10 protein-coding genes, 1 tRNA gene and 1 pseudogene are annotated in these 15,589 nt (G+C 59.4%); 3 read left to right on the top strand and 9 right to left on the bottom strand.

Annotation, left to right across the window (positions count from 1 at the left end; translation table 11 throughout):
• The first annotated feature begins 157 nt into the window (after window positions 1-157).
• Window positions 158-1,030, top strand: coding sequence for a helix-turn-helix domain-containing protein (locus ACMX25_RS05630; RefSeq protein WP_414948530.1), 873 nt, complete (start codon window positions 158-160; stop codon window positions 1,028-1,030).
• A gap of 395 nt (window positions 1,031-1,425) precedes the next feature.
• Window positions 1,426-1,866, top strand: a pseudogene (locus ACMX25_RS05625) (FadR/GntR family transcriptional regulator); the annotation flags it as partial.
• Here the strand turns inward: ACMX25_RS05625 and ACMX25_RS05620 are convergent.
• The 7 genes from ACMX25_RS05620 to tig all read right to left on the bottom strand — a co-directional run bounded on the left by ACMX25_RS05620 (window position 1,842) and on the right by tig (window position 9,905).
• Window positions 1,842-2,549, bottom strand: a complete 708-nt coding sequence (locus tag ACMX25_RS05620) for a FadR/GntR family transcriptional regulator (protein WP_414948529.1) — start codon at window positions 2,547-2,549, stop codon at window positions 1,842-1,844. The pseudogene ACMX25_RS05625 and the gene ACMX25_RS05620 sit on opposite strands and share 25 nt — an antisense overlap.
• A gap of 170 nt (window positions 2,550-2,719) precedes the next feature.
• A tRNA-Val gene (locus tag ACMX25_RS05615) sits at window positions 2,720-2,795 on the bottom strand.
• A gap of 133 nt (window positions 2,796-2,928) precedes the next feature.
• Window positions 2,929-3,201, bottom strand: a complete 273-nt coding sequence (locus tag ACMX25_RS05610) for an HU family DNA-binding protein (RefSeq protein WP_414948528.1) — start codon at window positions 3,199-3,201, stop codon at window positions 2,929-2,931.
• A gap of 361 nt (window positions 3,202-3,562) precedes the next feature.
• Window positions 3,563-5,986, bottom strand: a complete 2,424-nt coding sequence (gene lon / locus ACMX25_RS05605) for an endopeptidase La (RefSeq protein WP_414948527.1) — start codon at window positions 5,984-5,986, stop codon at window positions 3,563-3,565.
• A gap of 204 nt (window positions 5,987-6,190) precedes the next feature.
• Window positions 6,191-7,462: an ATP-dependent Clp protease ATP-binding subunit ClpX gene (clpX, locus tag ACMX25_RS05600; protein ID WP_089159577.1), complete on the bottom strand. Its 1,272-nt coding sequence runs from the start codon at window positions 7,460-7,462 to the stop codon at window positions 6,191-6,193.
• A gap of 286 nt (window positions 7,463-7,748) precedes the next feature.
• Complete coding sequence (clpP, locus tag ACMX25_RS05595; RefSeq protein ID WP_414948526.1) at window positions 7,749-8,402, bottom strand: ATP-dependent Clp endopeptidase proteolytic subunit ClpP; 654 nt, start codon at window positions 8,400-8,402, stop codon at window positions 7,749-7,751.
• 147 nt (window positions 8,403-8,549) lie between these two features.
• A complete protein-coding gene (gene tig / locus ACMX25_RS05590; RefSeq protein WP_414948525.1) occupies window positions 8,550-9,905 on the bottom strand; it encodes a trigger factor in 1,356 nt (451 codons plus the stop codon).
• Between the two features lie 518 nt (window positions 9,906-10,423).
• Between tig and ACMX25_RS05585 the strand changes: the two genes are divergently transcribed.
• The gene (locus ACMX25_RS05585) at window positions 10,424-11,593 is read left to right on the top strand and encodes a glycerate kinase (RefSeq protein WP_414948524.1); all 1,170 of its coding nucleotides are present in this window, start codon (window positions 10,424-10,426) and stop codon (window positions 11,591-11,593) included.
• A 46-nt stretch (window positions 11,594-11,639) separates the two neighbouring features.
• Here the strand turns inward: ACMX25_RS05585 and ACMX25_RS05580 are convergent, their stop codons facing one another.
• Window positions 11,640-13,046, bottom strand: a complete 1,407-nt coding sequence (locus ACMX25_RS05580; RefSeq protein WP_414948523.1) for a PepSY-associated TM helix domain-containing protein — start codon at window positions 13,044-13,046, stop codon at window positions 11,640-11,642.
• A 44-nt stretch (window positions 13,047-13,090) separates the two neighbouring features.
• The gene (locus ACMX25_RS05575) at window positions 13,091-15,496 is read right to left on the bottom strand and encodes a TonB-dependent receptor (protein ID WP_414948522.1); all 2,406 of its coding nucleotides are present in this window, start codon (window positions 15,494-15,496) and stop codon (window positions 13,091-13,093) included.
• Between the last annotated feature and the right edge of the window lie 93 nt (window positions 15,497-15,589).

The raw sequence follows: 15,589 nt of genomic DNA, 5'->3' as shown, positions 1-15,589 counted from the left end.
CCCGTTGGCCGAATTTAGTGTTTGTCACACAGTTTTTTTGTTTTTACTATTATTGGACGAGGCATTCGCGGCCGCCCATCGAAAACCGGCCAGCTCAACATCGAAAATCGGCCAGCGCGGAAACGACGTAAAAGCCGGAAGAACGGAGCGAGACACCATGAAAGAGAGCGACGAATTGATCGACTGGACCCTGCCGGAGGACGATCCTGTCAACCCGTTTCGATGCGGCGATCCGCTGCCGGAATGTGTCGAACGCGTGGAACCGGGCAAGGCGGTGATCGGCTCGCGCGGCGATCCGAAGAACAAGATTTTGTATGTCGAGCAGGGGCGCCTGAAACTTGAAGGGCCGCACGGTGAGTGGTTGCTGCTGCCCGCGCATATGGTTTTTATTCCACATAGCCGGCCATACCGGCTTTACACCAGTGCCGATGCCGTAGTGGTGGTGACCCACGTTGGCGCGCAACATACGGTGTGGCAGCATGAAGGCTGCTGGGCAGCACCGGTCAGCGGGCTGGCGCGCGAGATGTTCGGTTATGCGCTGCGCTGGGGCCGTGAACGCGCCGCCGATGACACCATCGCCAACGCCTATTTCCAGGCGCTCGGCCTCTTATGCAAGGACTGGTTCGAGTGCTCGCGCATGATGTGGATTCCGTTTGGCGAGTCGCCGGCGCTTAAGCGTGCCATCGCTTATACGCGTACGCGGCTGGACTCGGCGACGATCGAACTGGCGGCGCAAGCGGCCGGCACGTCGGTGCGCACGCTACGTCGATACTTCCAGGACGAGCTGGGAATGAGCTGGCGCCGCTTCTTGCAAGAGTTGCGCATGGCGCGCGCGATAGAACTGATGACGCGCAAACGTCTGTCCGTCACACAAACGGCGCTGGAAGTGGGCTTCAATAGCGTGGCCGCTTTTACACTGGCCTTTTCTTCGTTCACAGGGAAGACCCCAAGCTCGTACACACGCGACTTCCTGAACGAAACGTTCATTCCGAACAACGCGATGGGCAGCCGTATCGAGAGCGAGGTTTAGCGTCAGGGTTCAGCGCTTCTCCCAGCGCTTCTGCCAACGTTAAGCCTCTCGCAAACGCTGCCCCGGAACCGATCTCTCGCAACGCCCAAACAAGACCTCCACGCTGTTGAGATACGGGGCCGGTCACAGGACGCGTGGGCGGCGCCGGGAGAAGTCGCGGCGCACACATCCGGGGGCACGGTACGCACACCGAGCGATCCGTTCGCGCGACGCATTGCACCTGGCGTCGACTCCTGATTAGCTTTCCCCGCGAGTTCGCAGGGTCTCCGGGCGGGTATAATTCAACAGTCCGAATCGCGCGAGCCAGCAGGCTAAAGCGGGGTTCAACCGCCTGCCTCGCCCTCATTCACTGGCTCGTGCCCGAGCCAAACTCAGTAACAGCAACGGAATAGCCTATGCCCATCAAGGCAATCGAACCCCAACGACTTTACCGGCAGATCAGCGATCAATTACGCGCGCTCATCATGAACGGGGAATTCGCAGTGGGGACTCGCCTGCCGGCGGAACGGGATCTAGCAGTACAGCTCGGCGTCAGCCGGCCTTCGTTGCGAGAAGCCTTGATTGCGCTGGAAGTGGAAGGTCTGATCGAGGTACGCGTCAGCTCAGGCATTTACGTACGGGCACTGCGTCAGCCTCGCAACAATGATGTTCTCGACCTGTCGAGCGAAGAAGGTCCGCTCGAGCTCATTCGCGCCCGCAAGATGGTGGAAGGTGAAGTCGCGGCGACCGTCAGACTAACTTTTGCCAAAAAAAACGATGATGCGATTTCGGACCAACCTCTGAAGGCGGATCCGGAATCGCAGCATCCGGTTCAATCTGTCGGGGGCAACTCGATTCCCAGCCGCTTGGCCGCGGCTCGCAAATGCTTTTCTGCCGCTGCGGCTGCGGCGCGATGGTCACGACGCGAAATCGCGTCGTACAGCTCGCCGTGTTCTTGCTGCGCGTCGGTCGAGCCGCCCGCGTGATACGCCGAGTTTTCCCACGCTTTCCGACGTGTCGCTGCAAGCTGGCCGCGCAGGAAATCGTGGAATGCAACGAAGTAATCGTTCTTCGTTGCAGCAGCGATCGCACGATGAAACGCCACGTCGGCAGCAGCAGCCGAGTCGAAATCGTTGCGCTTTTTCTGCATCTCACGGATCGCGTCGCTCATGCGCTTGAGATCGCTCGGCGAGCGGCGCTGAGCCGCGCTCGTGGCCGCCTGTGTCTCGATCCACAACCGCATCTCGAACAGTTGAGCAAGGTCGGGCTTGCGTCCGGCCTCGCTCGGCAAACGAAACACCGTGCCTGCCGGTGTCTGCGAGATATACGAACCCGCACCGCGCCGCGCCACCAGCACACCGTCTGACTTCAACTGCGCCACTGCCTCGCGGATCACCGAGCGGCTCACGTTGAGACGCTCCGCCAGTTGATGCTCCGTCGGCAAGCGTGCCTCTGCGGCCAGACGTCCCGATTCGATCTCCGCGCGAATGGCGTCGACGACACGTTTGACCAGCGAATCGGGGCGTTCCAGCTCGAGCATGGGCTCATCTCTTTATCAGGTTGTCGGACAATACGGATGACGGCGCGCACTGTCAAGTTCTTATTCATTCGACTTGGCAATAAAAAACCCGCAGAGCCAATAGCTTTGCGGGTTTCGGATACTACTCTGTGCTTCTTCAGACTGCTTTGGACGATACCAACGAGACGGTTTGGTGGGTGATGACGGGCTCGAACCGCCGACCTACGCCTTGTAAGGGCGCCGCTCTACCAACTGAGCTAATCACCCGTTTCGCGATCTTATGCAATCTGCTTGGATGATCTTTTGGAGCGATCCTCACACTCGCTCGTTACGCAACTGAGTATGTGACCTGCTCCGCCAGACCCGAACTGTTCAAACCGGTCCGTATCCAGCGAGCCCGCTAGTTTAGCGCATCTTTTAGCGCTTTGCCAGGGCGAAATTTCGGAACCTTCGCAGCAGCAATCTTGATCTCATCGCCGGTACGGGGATTACGGCCAATGCGTGCGGTCCGCTTGCCCACAGCAAAGGTACCGAAGCCGACAAGCGTCACTGAGCCGCCCTTCTTCAGTGTCGTCTTGACCCCGCCGATCACGGCTTCGAGTGCACGGCCGGCCGCCGCTTTAGAGATATCAGCTTGCTGCGCAATATGGTCGATCAGGTCCGTCTTGTTCATTGTGATCCCCCGAATAATGGTTTGTGGTTGGGCGATGCTGCAAAGAGTTGGCTCACGACAAGCTGCTGGAGCACCGGCCCGGAAGCCCCAAGTGCGGCGGTCATTAGAAGTAGCCGAAAGACCGGTGTCAACCGGGATTGAGCCTGATCAGCGCGCCTTTGCCTGACCGTTGACGCGCAAACACGCTGGAAACGTGCGTTAGAAACGGCAGTAAAAAGCGCTGATTAAAGCCCAAATAAAAACCCGCGTGGTCAGTTCGTACTGACCACGCGGGTTTTGCTATGCACGACTTTGGCTCGACTCCGGCACAACCTTTTCAGGCCGCGCCGCGACGGGCGCCGGGCGCCGGGCGTTGCTTAGCTTAATGCTTCACGAACTCACCAGCGGCTGGCGTGTCCTTCTTATCCGCGACAGCGGGCGTCGCCGGCTTGGCTTCTTCTTCCGGCAAAGCTGCAGGAACACGTTCGAGCGCAAGCTCGAGCACCTTGTCGATCCAGCGAACCGGAACGATTTCGATCGAGTTCTTCACGTTGTCAGGAATCTCAGCCAGATCCTTCGTGTTCTCTTCCGGGATCAGGACGAGCTTGATGCCGCCGCGATGTGCCGCCAGCAACTTCTCCTTCAATCCGCCGATAGGCAACACTTCGCCGCGCAACGTGATTTCGCCAGTCATTGCAACGTCTGCACGAACCGGAATACCGGTCAGCACGGATACCAGCGCCGTCGTCATGGCGATACCGGCAGACGGACCGTCCTTCGGCGTCGCGCCTTCGGGCACGTGGATGTGGATGTCCTTCTTCTCGAACGCCTCATCCGACACGCCCAGACGACGCGAACGCGAACGCACCACTGAACGCGCTGCCTCGACCGACTCCTTCATCACGTCGCCGAGCGAACCCGTGCGGATGATGTTGCCCTTACCCGGCATCACAGCAGCTTCGATGGTCAGCAAGTCGCCGCCCACTTCCGTCCACGCGAGACCCGTCACCTGACCGACCTGGTTCTCCTTCGCGGCCAGACCAAAGTCGGTCTTGCGCACGCCGAGGAACGTGTCGATATTGCTGCCGTCGATCCGAACCGCGCCTTCCGCCTTTTTCAGCAGAAGCATCTTCACGACCTTGCGGCAGATCTTCGACATTTCACGCTCAAGCGAACGAACGCCGGCTTCACGCGTGTAATAACGAATGATGTCGCGGATCGCTTCTTCGGTCAGATCCATTTCGCCAGCCTTGAGGCCGTTGTTGCGGATCTGCTTGGGCAACAAATACTTCTGCGCGATGTTGACCTTCTCGTCCTCGGTGTAACCCGAGAGGCGAATCACTTCCATCCGGTCGAGCAACGGCGGAGGAATGTTCAGCGAGTTCGACGTCGCCACGAACATCACGTCCGACAAGTCGAAATCCACTTCAATGTAGTGATCGGCGAAGGTATGGTTCTGTTCCGGATCGAGCACTTCAAGCAAAGCAGACGCCGGGTCGCCGCGGAAATCCATGCCCATCTTGTCGACTTCGTCGAGCAGGAAAAGCGGATTGCGCACACCGATCTTCGACAGGCTCTGCAAGATCTTGCCGGGCATCGAACCTATATACGTGCGACGGTGACCGCGAATCTCGGACTCGTCATGCACACCGCCAAGCGCCATGCGTACGAACTTGCGGTTCGTTGCGCGTGCGATCGACTGGCCCAGCGAGGTCTTGCCGACCCCCGGAGGCCCGACGAGGCACAGGATAGGCGCCTTGACCTTTTCAACCCGTTGTTGGACCGCAAGATACTCGAGGATCCGTTCCTTGACCTTCTCGAGGCCAAAGTGATCTTCGTCGAGCACGCGTTCCGCATTCGAGAGGTCATTGTTGACCTTGCTCTTCTTGCGCCACGGCAAGCCGATCAGCGTGTCGATGTAATTGCGCACAACAGTGGCTTCAGCCGACATAGGCGACATCAGCTTGAGCTTCTTCAACTCCGCGTCGGCCTTCTTCTTGGCTTCCTTGGGCATGCGTGCGTTCGTGATGCGCTTCTCGAGTTCTTCGAGATCCGCACCTTCCTCGCCTTCGCCCAGTTCCTTCTGGATCGCCTTGACCTGTTCGTTCAGGTAATACTCGCGCTGGCTCTTTTCCATCTGACGCTTCACGCGTCCACGGATACGCTTTTCGACCTGAAGAATGTCAATTTCGGCTTCGAGTTGCGCAAGCAGATGCTCAAGGCGTTCCACAACCGGGAACATCTCGAGAATGTGCTGCTTCTGGTCGAGCTTCAACGGCAAATGCGCCGCGATGGTGTCGGCCAGACGACCCGCTTCGTCAATACCCGACAGCGACGTCAGGATCTCAGGAGGGATCTTCTTGTTGAGTTTCACGTACTGATCGAATTGCGACACAATCGCGCGGCGCAGCGCTTCGGTTTCAGCGCTGTCGGCGTGGTCGGGTTCGACCGGCATCACGTCGCAGGAAAACTGAGTTTCCTGTTCTTCGATCGTGAGCGTCTTGGCACGTTGCAAGCCCTCGACCAGCACCTTCACGGTACCGTCCGGCAGCTTCAGCATTTGCAGGATGTTTGCGATACATCCCACTTCGTACATGTCTTTTTCGGTCGGCTCGTCTTTCGCAGCGGTCTTCTGGGCGACAAGCATGATGTGCTTGCCACCTTCCATCGCGGCTTCGAGTGCCTTGATCGATTTGGGTCGTCCGACAAAAAGCGGAATTACCATGTGCGGGAAAACGACTACGTCACGCAGCGGAAGCAGCGGGAGAGTAATACGTTCCTGCGGGAGGAGTTGGGTTCCTGACATTTTCATTTCCCCAGTAGTGGAATCAGTTCAGTCGTAAATAAGGCCGTCAAAATGGATTGCAAGCCTTAAGCGTGTGGGAAAAGATCAATGAATCGAAAAAATTCGCCTCAGTAACGTGTCAGTAACGTCCACAAGATATCCGAAAAATAAACGAAAAGCCGTTCACGTTGCCATGAACGGCTTTTCGCCGACACACAGCCCAACTCAGTTAGAACCTGCTACCTTCGGCGTGTCTTCGTAGATCAAGAGCGGCTTGCCGTCGCCATCAATTGTATTGTCATCTACGATAACCTTGCTCACACCCTTCATTGCCGGCAGTTCGTACATCACATCCAGCAGCGCTTGTTCCAAGATGGACCGCAGACCGCGCGCACCCGTCTTGCGACGGATTGCCTTCAACGCAATGGCCTTCAAGGCGCCCGGACGAATCTCCAGGTCCACACGTTCCATGTTGAACAGCTTGTGATACTGCTTCACCAGCGCATTCTTCGGCTCGGTCAGGATCTTGATCAGCGCGTCTTCATCGAGCTTGCCGAGCGTCGCCACCACGGGCAGACGGCCGATCAGCTCAGGAATCAGACCAAACTTGATCAAGTCCTCCGGTTCCACTTCACGCAGCACTTCACCCGCGTCACGATCCTTCTTGCTCTTCACGCTCGCGCCAAAACCGATGCCGGTCTTTTCCGTACGATCGATGATGACCTTTTCAAGGCCGTCGAACGCGCCGCCGCAGATGAAGAGAATATTGGTGGTGTCGACCTGGATGAAGTCCTGGTTCGGGTGCTTGCGGCCACCCTGTGGCGGAACCGAAGCCATGGTGCCTTCGACCAGCTTCAACAGCGCTTGCTGAACACCCTCGCCCGACACGTCGCGCGTAATGGACGGGTTATCCGACTTACGGCTGATCTTGTCGATTTCATCGATGTAAACAATGCCGCGCTGAGCCTTGTCGACTTCGTAATTACAATTCTGCAGCAGCTTCTGAATAATGTTTTCAACGTCTTCGCCAACATAACCGGCTTCCGTGAGCGTGGTTGCGTCTGCAATCACGAACGGGACGTTCAACATGCGCGCAAGCGTCTGCGCGAGCAAGGTCTTGCCCGAACCCGTGGGTCCGATCAGCAGGATGTTGCTCTTCGACAACTCAATGTCGTCTTTCTTCTCGAGATGCTTAAGACGTTTGTAGTGGTTGTACACGGCCACTGCAAGAATCCGCTTCGCGCGCTCCTGACCGATCACGTACTGGTTCAGGATCTCGCTGATCTCTTGCGGGCTCGGCAGATCCGACTTCGTCAGGCCAGCCTCTTCCGCCGCGCCGGCAGCTTCGTCGCGGATAATTTCATTGCACAAGTCGATGCATTCATCGCAGATGAACACAGAAGGACCTGCAATCAACTTCTTGACCTCGTGCTGGCTCTTGCCGCAGAACGAGCAATACAACAGCTTTTCGCTGTTAGAACCTTTTTTGTCCGCCATGGATGTGCGAGCCTCCGGACACTCGATTACATAATACGCCGCTCAATTTACCTACGCAGAAATGGCCTCTGCGTAAGCTGAAAGCGCGTGTGGCGTGTGCTTTGACGCCGTTTTCCGCGTTGGCTCCAGCCTTGACGCGCGGCTTCGGTTGCCGCGCCCGCCGTTGGCGGTCTGGCCCGAAATCGCAACGTCCGCATGGACAAGAACGGAACAGCCGGCCCGTCAGTTTCCAACCCGTTCCCACCGACCGGCTCGACGCCCGGTTAAGGGCGCCTATGGACGCCGCTCAGGGACGTTTGTGAAGAACCTGATCGACGATACCGTACGCCTGCGCGTCATCGCCGGACATGAAATTGTCGCGGTCGGTGTCGCGTGCAAGACGTTCCACCGGCTGACCCGTATGGTGCGAGAGCAACTGGTTCAGACGTTCCTTCAGGTACAGAATTTCGCGTGCCTGAATTTCGATATCCGATGCCTGACCACGCGCGCCGCCGAGCGGCTGGTGAATCATCACGCGCGAGTTGGGCAGCGCAACCCGCTTGCCCTTGGCGCCCGCTGCCAGCAGGAAAGCGCCCATGCTCGCGGCCAGTCCCATGCACAACGTAGCAACGTCCGGCTTCACGAACTGCATCGTGTCGTAAATGGCCATGCCAGCCGATACCGAGCCACCCGGGCTGTTGATGTACAGGCTGATGTCCTTGTCGGGGTTTTCGCTTTCGAGGAACAGCAACTGCGCGACCACAAGGTTGGCCGACTGGTCGTTCACTTCGCCGACCAGGAACACCAGTCGCTCTTTGAGCAGGCGCGAATAGATGTCATAGGCACGTTCGCCGCGGCCGCTCGTTTCCACCACCATGGGCACCAGACCGAGCGCCTTGGTTTCGAAATCATGCGGCGCGTTCGACGCGAGCGTGTCCAGTAATTGAGCGCGAAAGGTCATGCAATTTCCTTGTTCGGAATAGGGATACTGAACGACAAAGGAACATCCGAAAAACGGCACAACTGGGCAACAAGACCGCCAACCGAAATGCAAAAAAGGCGTGCCGGCCCGTCACCTCGACGGCCCTGCACGCCTTGTCGACGCTGCTTACGCTTGCGCCGTCGCGCTGGCCAATTCTTCGAAGCTTACTTCCTTGTCGCTCACTCGGGCCTTGCCGAGCACGAAGTCCACGACGTTGCTCTCCACAACATACGCTTCCATTTCGGCGAGGCGCTGCTGATTCGAATAATACCAGCGGACGACTTCCTTCGGGTCCTCGTAGCTTTTCGCGAATTCGTCGACTTCCGCGCGGATCTGTTCCGGCTTCGCCTGCAGGTCGTTGTTCTTGACCAGCTCAGCCAGAACCAGGCCCAGCTTGACGCGGCGTTCAGCTTGTTCCGCGAACATTTCTGCGGGGATGGGAGCGTCCGCTGCGTTCGGCACGCCGCGCTGTTGCAGATCCTGACGTGCCATTTCAACCAGACGTTGCTGATCCTGCTCGATCAGCGCCTTCGGCACGTCGAGTTCGGAAATCTTCAGCAGCGCGTCCATGACCTGGTTCTTCACGATCTGCTGCGTGCGGCGCTTGGCTTCACGTTCCAGATTGTCTTTAATCTCGCCGCGCATCTTCGTCGTGTCGCCGTCTTCCACACCCAGCGATTTCGCGAAGTCGGTATCGATTTCCGGCAGGTGCGCCCATTCGATCTTCTTCATCGTGATGGTGAACTGAGCCGTTTTGCCGGCCACGTCCTTGCCGTGGTAGTCGTCGGGAAACTTGAGGTCGAATTCCTTCGACTCGCCGACCTTCAGGCCGAGCGCCGCTGTTTCGAATTCCGGCAACATGCGGCCTTCACCCAGCACGAACGTGAAGTCTTCAGCGCTGCCGCCTTCGAACAGCACGCTGTCGAGCTTGCCGACGAAGTCCATGGTGACGCGGTCACCGTCTTTAGCTGCCGTATCCGCGCCGCCGTCACCGTGCTCGCCGCCTTCGCCGCGTGCGTGGTAATGCACGCGCTGCTTGCGCAGGATTTCCAGCGTGCGGTCGATTTCGGCTTCCGAGATGGTCGTGACCGTGCGTTCGATTTCAGCCGTCGCCACGTCGCCGATCTTCACTTCCGGATATACCTCGAAAGTTGCGTCGAATGCATATTCGGCCGCTTCGCCAGCGACTTCGCCGCCCTTGGGCGCAAAGCTCGGCTGGCCTGCCACGCGCAGGTTTTCGGTGCGCGTGACGTCGAAGAATTCCTTGCCTACCTTGTCGCTCAGCACTTCGGCTTCAACCTGACCCTGGTACTGCTGCGTCACCATCTTGAGCGGTACCTTGCCCGGGCGGAAACCCGGCATGCGCACGTTTTTCGCCAGCTGACGGATACGCGAATCCACTTCCTTTTGCACCGTATCTTTCGGCAGGGAAATCGTCACACGGCGTTCCAGCTTGCCGAGGTTTTCAACAACGTTAGCCATGGCTTCTATCGTCCTAGAGTAAATCGAGTATTCGGGTTCGTGTGTCTGGTCAGTTCTGGTTCGATCTCGCGCCACGATAGGCGCACGGCACACAGTGGTTCCTGAACAATGCAAGCAGCCTGACTGAGATCATTGGCAAACACCGCCAACGCTCAATACCGTAGATCCGCCAAGCCGTGTCTGGAAGCCGTACGCGCCGGTTTGAGTCAACCGAGCCAAACATTTTACCAAACTATTTGCAAGGGTCGTGGCGGATGAGGGTTTGCTCTGCCAAATACTGGCAAATTCACTGCCAAATTCAATCCATTTGGGCGCTTTTGGTGCGAATTTTACGGTCCACGGGCACCGTGACGCTGCTCCGGTTGCATTCCGCCCGACTCGTTTCCGACCGCGCGTTCGGGCAATGGCAGCGCGGGTTGCATTGCCTGCGCGCATCGAAAGCATGCCGTACACGCATAAGGTTTGATTAATTCGGGCCGTGTCGCTAGATTTCAAGCAAATTCATAACTCGAGACATCATGCCCAATTCCCAACCTGCCGGTTTTTCCGCCTCCTCGCCTTCTCCCGTTGTAGTGATCGCTCCGGATTCTTTCAAGGGTTCGCTTAGCGCCGAACAGGTCGCGGACGCGATTGCGGGCGGCATCCGGCGCGCGCGCAGCGATGCCGTCATCCGCATCGTGCCGATGGCCGACGGCGGTGAAGGCACGCTCGACGCCATGCTCGCGGCAGGCGGCGAACGTCGTTTGATCGATGTACGGGGTGCGGCGGCCAAGCGCCGCCAAGCCGCAACGGGTTTGCTGGCGGATGGCAGCGCGGTGGTGGAAACGGCGGAAGTCGTGGGGATCACGGACCCGGACGGCATGGCCGTGCCGGTCGCCGAGCGCAGTTCGCTCGGCATGGGCGAAGCGATCCGCGCACTGCTCGATCTCGGCGTGCGCAAGTTCTATGTCGCGCTGGGCGGCAGCAGCACGAACGACGGCGGCGCGGGGCTTCTGGTGGGCCTGGGCCTGAAACTCTTCGATGCAGATAACAAACCGCTCGAACCGGTGCCCTCGCAACTGGCGCGAATTGCGCGCATCGATGCGAGTGGGCTCGATCCGCGTGTGCTGGAAGCCGAATTCACCGGCATGTCCGACGTGGACAATCCGCTCACCGGCGAGCACGGTGCAACGGCGATCTTCGGGCCGCAGAAAGGCGTGACGCCCGATCAGATTGCGACCATCGATGCAGCGATTGGGCATTTTGCTGATTTGCTTGAACCGGCGCTCCAACGCACCGGACGCGATAAACCCGGCGCCGGCGCGGCGGGCGGGCTCGGCTTTGCGCTGCATATGCTCGGCGCGCGTTTCGAGGCCGGCGCGGAAGTGGTCGCGCGCGAAGTTGGGCTGGACGAGGCGCTCGATGGCGCGAACTGGTTGATTACGGGCGAAGGACGTTCGGACGTGCAGACGCTGCATGGCAAGGCGCCGTTCATCGCGTGTCAGCACGCCCGTGCGCATGGCGTGGAAGCGTCGCTGCTGTCAGGCGCTATTGATCCGGCCGCCTTGCCGCGTTTGTCGGAGCATTTCAGCGGCTGTTTTTCTCCCGCACCCGGCCCGATCGCGCTAGAGGTCGCAATCCGCGACGCCGCCGCCCTGCTGGCAAACGAAGCCGAACAACTGACGCGGTTGAAGTTCGGTTCAAGGTAAGTTGCCGCGGCCGGCGACTTGCTGGCCGCCGCGTTTATTTGGGTAGTTACCGCGTGCCGGCAACCCTGCCGGGACTGAACAGCATGCGGTCCGATATCCACACGATCAGCATCGTCAGACCCATCATCGGGAAGACGATGCCGAGTGCCGTCAGGCCGCCGACCCATGCGCGCATCGGCGGATTGAGAACCGGTCTCGACGGCGCGCCGATCGCCCTGCCCGGTTTGCGCTTGCGCCACATCACGAAGCCGCTGATCGACATCGCAGCAAGTCCGAGTGAGATGAACGACGCGAGTATCTGGTTCGCAACGCCGAAATAACGCCCCATGTGCAGCGACGTCCCATACGAAATCCACTTCGCGACACGCCCGTAATCGCGATACGCGATGTCCGAGAGAATCTGGCCGCTGTATCTATCGATGTGCAAGGTGCGTTCATCCTGCGGATCGGATGGAAAATACGACACGGTGTACACGCCATCGGCGGTGGTCGGCAATGCGATGCCGTAGCCATCCTTGACGCCCGCTTGCGCTGCCAACGCAATGACCTTGTCGAGCGGAATGGTGGCGTCCGGTGCATCAGCCGTGCTGTCAGGAACATGCGTCGCGCCCACTGCCCACGGTGTCTGCGGCAACGGCAGATCATCCATCTTCATGCCGGCCATCGATGGATCGGTCATGTCCATCGCGGGCTTCGCGGAATGGACATGCGGCTTGCCCCACGCCCCTTGCGGATAACCCAGCTGCGCGGACGTTGCCATCGCCTTGAATTGCGTGCCCCATGTGCTCGACCACGGCAAGCCGCTGAGCACAAAGAACAGCGCGCCAATCGCGAGCCATGCACCGCCGACCGCATGCAATTCACGCCACCACGCACGGCCTTTCAGCGACGATAACCGCGGCACAAAGCGACCGCCCGCCTGGCGCGCTTTCGGCCACCACAAGGCAATGCCTGTTCCGATCATCACGAGTGTCCAGCAGCCAGCCAGTTCCATCAGGATCTCGCCGGTTTTTCCCAGCATCAATCCGCGATGCACATTGCGAATCTGCTTCATCAAGCGGTTCTCGACGCTCAGCCTGCCCAGCACCTCACCCGTGTACGGATTCAGATAGACGCTTTCGCTCGATCCTGCCTGCAGACGGAACACAAATTCGGCGCTGCGGCGTGGATCGGCATTGATCACCGCAGTGGTCGGCACGGCATCGCGCGGTTCAGCGGCCGTCGCTTTCGCGAGCAAGACTTGCTGGCTGAGACGCGGCTCGGCGCGGGCATCGACGACCATGCGGTCGCGATACAGCAGCGGCTCGATCTGCGGCTGAAAGCAGTACAACGTGCCGGTGATCGCGAGCACCAGCAGCAGCGGCATGACAAACAAGCCGGCATAGAAATGCCAGCGCCATAACAAACGATGCCGCGCAGCTATGCGTGCATCGGAGAGAGATGCCGGTTGCATGTGAGATGTCCTTCAATGAGTAGATTGCAAACCCAAACCAGCCGTCAAATCCCGATTCGACCTTCGACATAAACCGTCCGTCCCGCGTACGGATGGAACACGTAATAGCGGTGATCGAAGAGGTTATCCACGCCGATGCCAAGCTCGGTTCGCTTCGTCGGACGGAAGGTGAATTTGGCGTCGACAACGGTGTACGTGCTCGTGCCGCCGTAGGTGTTCGGGTTCGTATCGGTATTGGTAAGCGTGTTGTATTCGCGGCCCGAATAACGCGCGGCAACTGTGATCGCGCTCTGGCTCGTCGCACGCCATGTGACAGCCACGTTCGCGCGCCACAACGGGATCCGGTAGAAGTACTTGCCCACCGACGCCGGGTTGCCGCTGTTCGCGATGATCTTCGACTGCGTATACGCCAGCCCCGCCGTGAGGTCCAGGCCGCGAATCAGCACGTCCTGCCCTTCGTAACTTGTTTCGATACCGCGCGAACGCACCTTGTCGATATTCTGAAAATTCGTGATGTTCGGAATTACGGTCGTGTTCGTCTGGCTGAACAATGTGTTCTTCACGTCGTCCTGAAACAGCGTGAATCGATACACGCCGTTACCGTGTTGCCACTCGGCTGTCAGTTCCTTCGAGAGATCGTCTTCCGGCTTCAGGTTCGGGTTGTTGTTGACGATCGATAAACCCGTGATCTGCCCTTGGAACAACTCGCCGACGGTGGGGAACCGGTACGCCCGTCCTATCGATGCGCGCAGCAACAGGTCTTGCGTGACATCGAAGGACAGGGAGGCTTTCGGCGACCAGTGGCTCTGGCTGACTTCAGCGTAATTCAGCGAGGTCGCGCCAACGGCTCGCGTGCCGTCGTACGCGTTCCAGTTCTCGTAGCGCGCGCCGTAAGTGAACTTCCAGCGCGGCAAGAACCGCCACGCGTCTTGCGCGTACACGGCTTGCGTCTCGGTTCGTCCGCCGAACGCGTTGGCAAATGACGTCCCGCCGCCGTCGCGCCAGGCCGGCGTGTTGTAGTTTTCGTTATCGAGGAAATAGTTGTCGTAGTGGTAGCCGAATGACAGCCAGTGCGCGCCCAGACCCGCGGTGGGCGAAGCCGGCGTCCATGTCGTGCGCAGGTCGAGCGTCTTCCAACCGGTGCCATCGCCGAATGCGATCGTGCCCGCGCCATTGCCCGGCACGCCCGAATTCGCGGTGCGCGCAATGCTCTGCGTGATATCGAAATATGACGCTATGGCTTCCGCGTTCCAGCCGGTCGCGTTCCGTGTTTTCAGCGACAACCCATACAGGAAGTTCTCGCTCGAACCCTGGCTCGGCGCAAACGTGGCGGCCGGTAGGTTGTATTCGTAGCCGCCGATATTGACGAGGCCGCTGTAGACCGGATTGCCGGCGGCATCGCGGAGAAACGACTGCGTATCGCTGTTGTATTTTTGATGCCAGTAACCGAGCGTAAAGCCGGCTTGCAAAGTAGGCGTGAGGTCGTACGCAAGCTTCAGCTTGAACTGGTCCTGGAACGTCCGCTCGATCCCTTCCGCTGTCACGCCCAGCACCGCCGTGCGGGTGTTGTTCTGGTCGTTGTAAAAAACCGCGCCCGCCACGGGCCGGTCGGTCGACTTCGCTGGAATAGCCGATGCCGCCAGCGTCGCGAATTGCAACGGCTGACCGGTATTTTCCAAATGATCGACGCCAATCAGCCAGGACAGCTTGCCGTTTTTATCGCCGATAGTCGCCGATGAATTCGTGCCGTTGAAACTGCGATTCACGCCGAACAGATCGAAGTGCTGGCTGAATGCCTGGACGTGGGCATCGGCTTCGAACTTCTCCGGCATGCGCGTGGTAACGGCCACCGTCGCGCCGATCGAATTCCCGGGATACAGCGCTGAATACGGCCCGTAGATGACGTCGGTGCGCGCGATGTCGTCAGCGAACACCATCGACCAGCGCGGCGCGAACGTGAACGTATTGCCGAGGAAGTTGCTGAGCAGCAGGCCGTCGGCGTAGACCAGCCCGCGCGCCGTTTGCGAATTGCTCGTGCCGCGCACGGCGATTGGCGAATTCACATCGCCGATAAACCGCTTGCGCACCGCCATGTTCGGCACGTACTTCAGCACGTCTTCCGGCGTGACCACGTTCCAGTATTGCGCCTGGTCGGCGGTGACCGTCGCGGTCGTGGCAGGAAGGTTGGGATCGAGCGGGGAACGTGCCGATGAACCCGCGGTGCTGGTGACGACTACCGGCGCGAGCTGGATGGCGTCGGTTTCTCGACGATCGGGTGGACTTTCCGAATTGGCCGCTGCGGGGGCAGCCAGAGCAAAAGCTGGCGCCAGCAGGGACAAGGGGCCGCAGGCGTGGCGCTGTAGTGTGAATCCATGAAACCTGAGCGCGTGCGAACGCGCGGCGGCATGGCGGCCTGACGGCTGCCATGCTCGCTTGAGGAGCTTGAGCATCGAAGAAAATCCTGAATGAGTGGACGCAGACCGGCCGGCCACGGGCGCTCAAACGGCGCGCGCGATCATGGCAAATAGGCAGGACGGTCGATA

It is taken from the genome of Caballeronia eucalypticola, assembly GCF_047608185.1.
Taxonomy (GTDB): Bacteria; Pseudomonadota; Gammaproteobacteria; order Burkholderiales; family Burkholderiaceae; genus Caballeronia.
Note: the sequence above shows the minus strand (reverse complement) of the source record. Positions and strands in the feature narration are given on the sequence as shown.

Coding starts and splice junctions, on each gene's coding strand:
- ACMX25_RS05630 (WP_414948530.1), top strand. CDS start 158: ATGAAAGAGAGCGACGAATTGATCGACTGGACCCTGCCGGAGGACGAT.
- ACMX25_RS05620 (WP_414948529.1), bottom strand. CDS start 2,549: ATGCTCGAGCTGGAACGCCCCGATTCGCTGGTCAAACGTGTCGTCGAC.
- ACMX25_RS05610 (WP_414948528.1), bottom strand. CDS start 3,201: ATGAACAAGACGGACCTGATCGACCATATTGCGCAGCAAGCTGATATC.
- lon (WP_414948527.1), bottom strand. CDS start 5,986: ATGTCAGGAACCCAACTCCTCCCGCAGGAACGTATTACTCTCCCGCTG.
- clpX (WP_089159577.1), bottom strand. CDS start 7,462: ATGGCGGACAAAAAAGGTTCTAACAGCGAAAAGCTGTTGTATTGCTCG.
- clpP (WP_414948526.1), bottom strand. CDS start 8,402: ATGACCTTTCGCGCTCAATTACTGGACACGCTCGCGTCGAACGCGCCG.
- tig (WP_414948525.1), bottom strand. CDS start 9,905: ATGGCTAACGTTGTTGAAAACCTCGGCAAGCTGGAACGCCGTGTGACG.
- ACMX25_RS05585 (WP_414948524.1), top strand. CDS start 10,424: ATGCCCAATTCCCAACCTGCCGGTTTTTCCGCCTCCTCGCCTTCTCCC.
- ACMX25_RS05580 (WP_414948523.1), bottom strand. CDS start 13,046: ATGCAACCGGCATCTCTCTCCGATGCACGCATAGCTGCGCGGCATCGT.
- ACMX25_RS05575 (WP_414948522.1), bottom strand. CDS start 15,496: ATGCTCAAGCTCCTCAAGCGAGCATGGCAGCCGTCAGGCCGCCATGCC.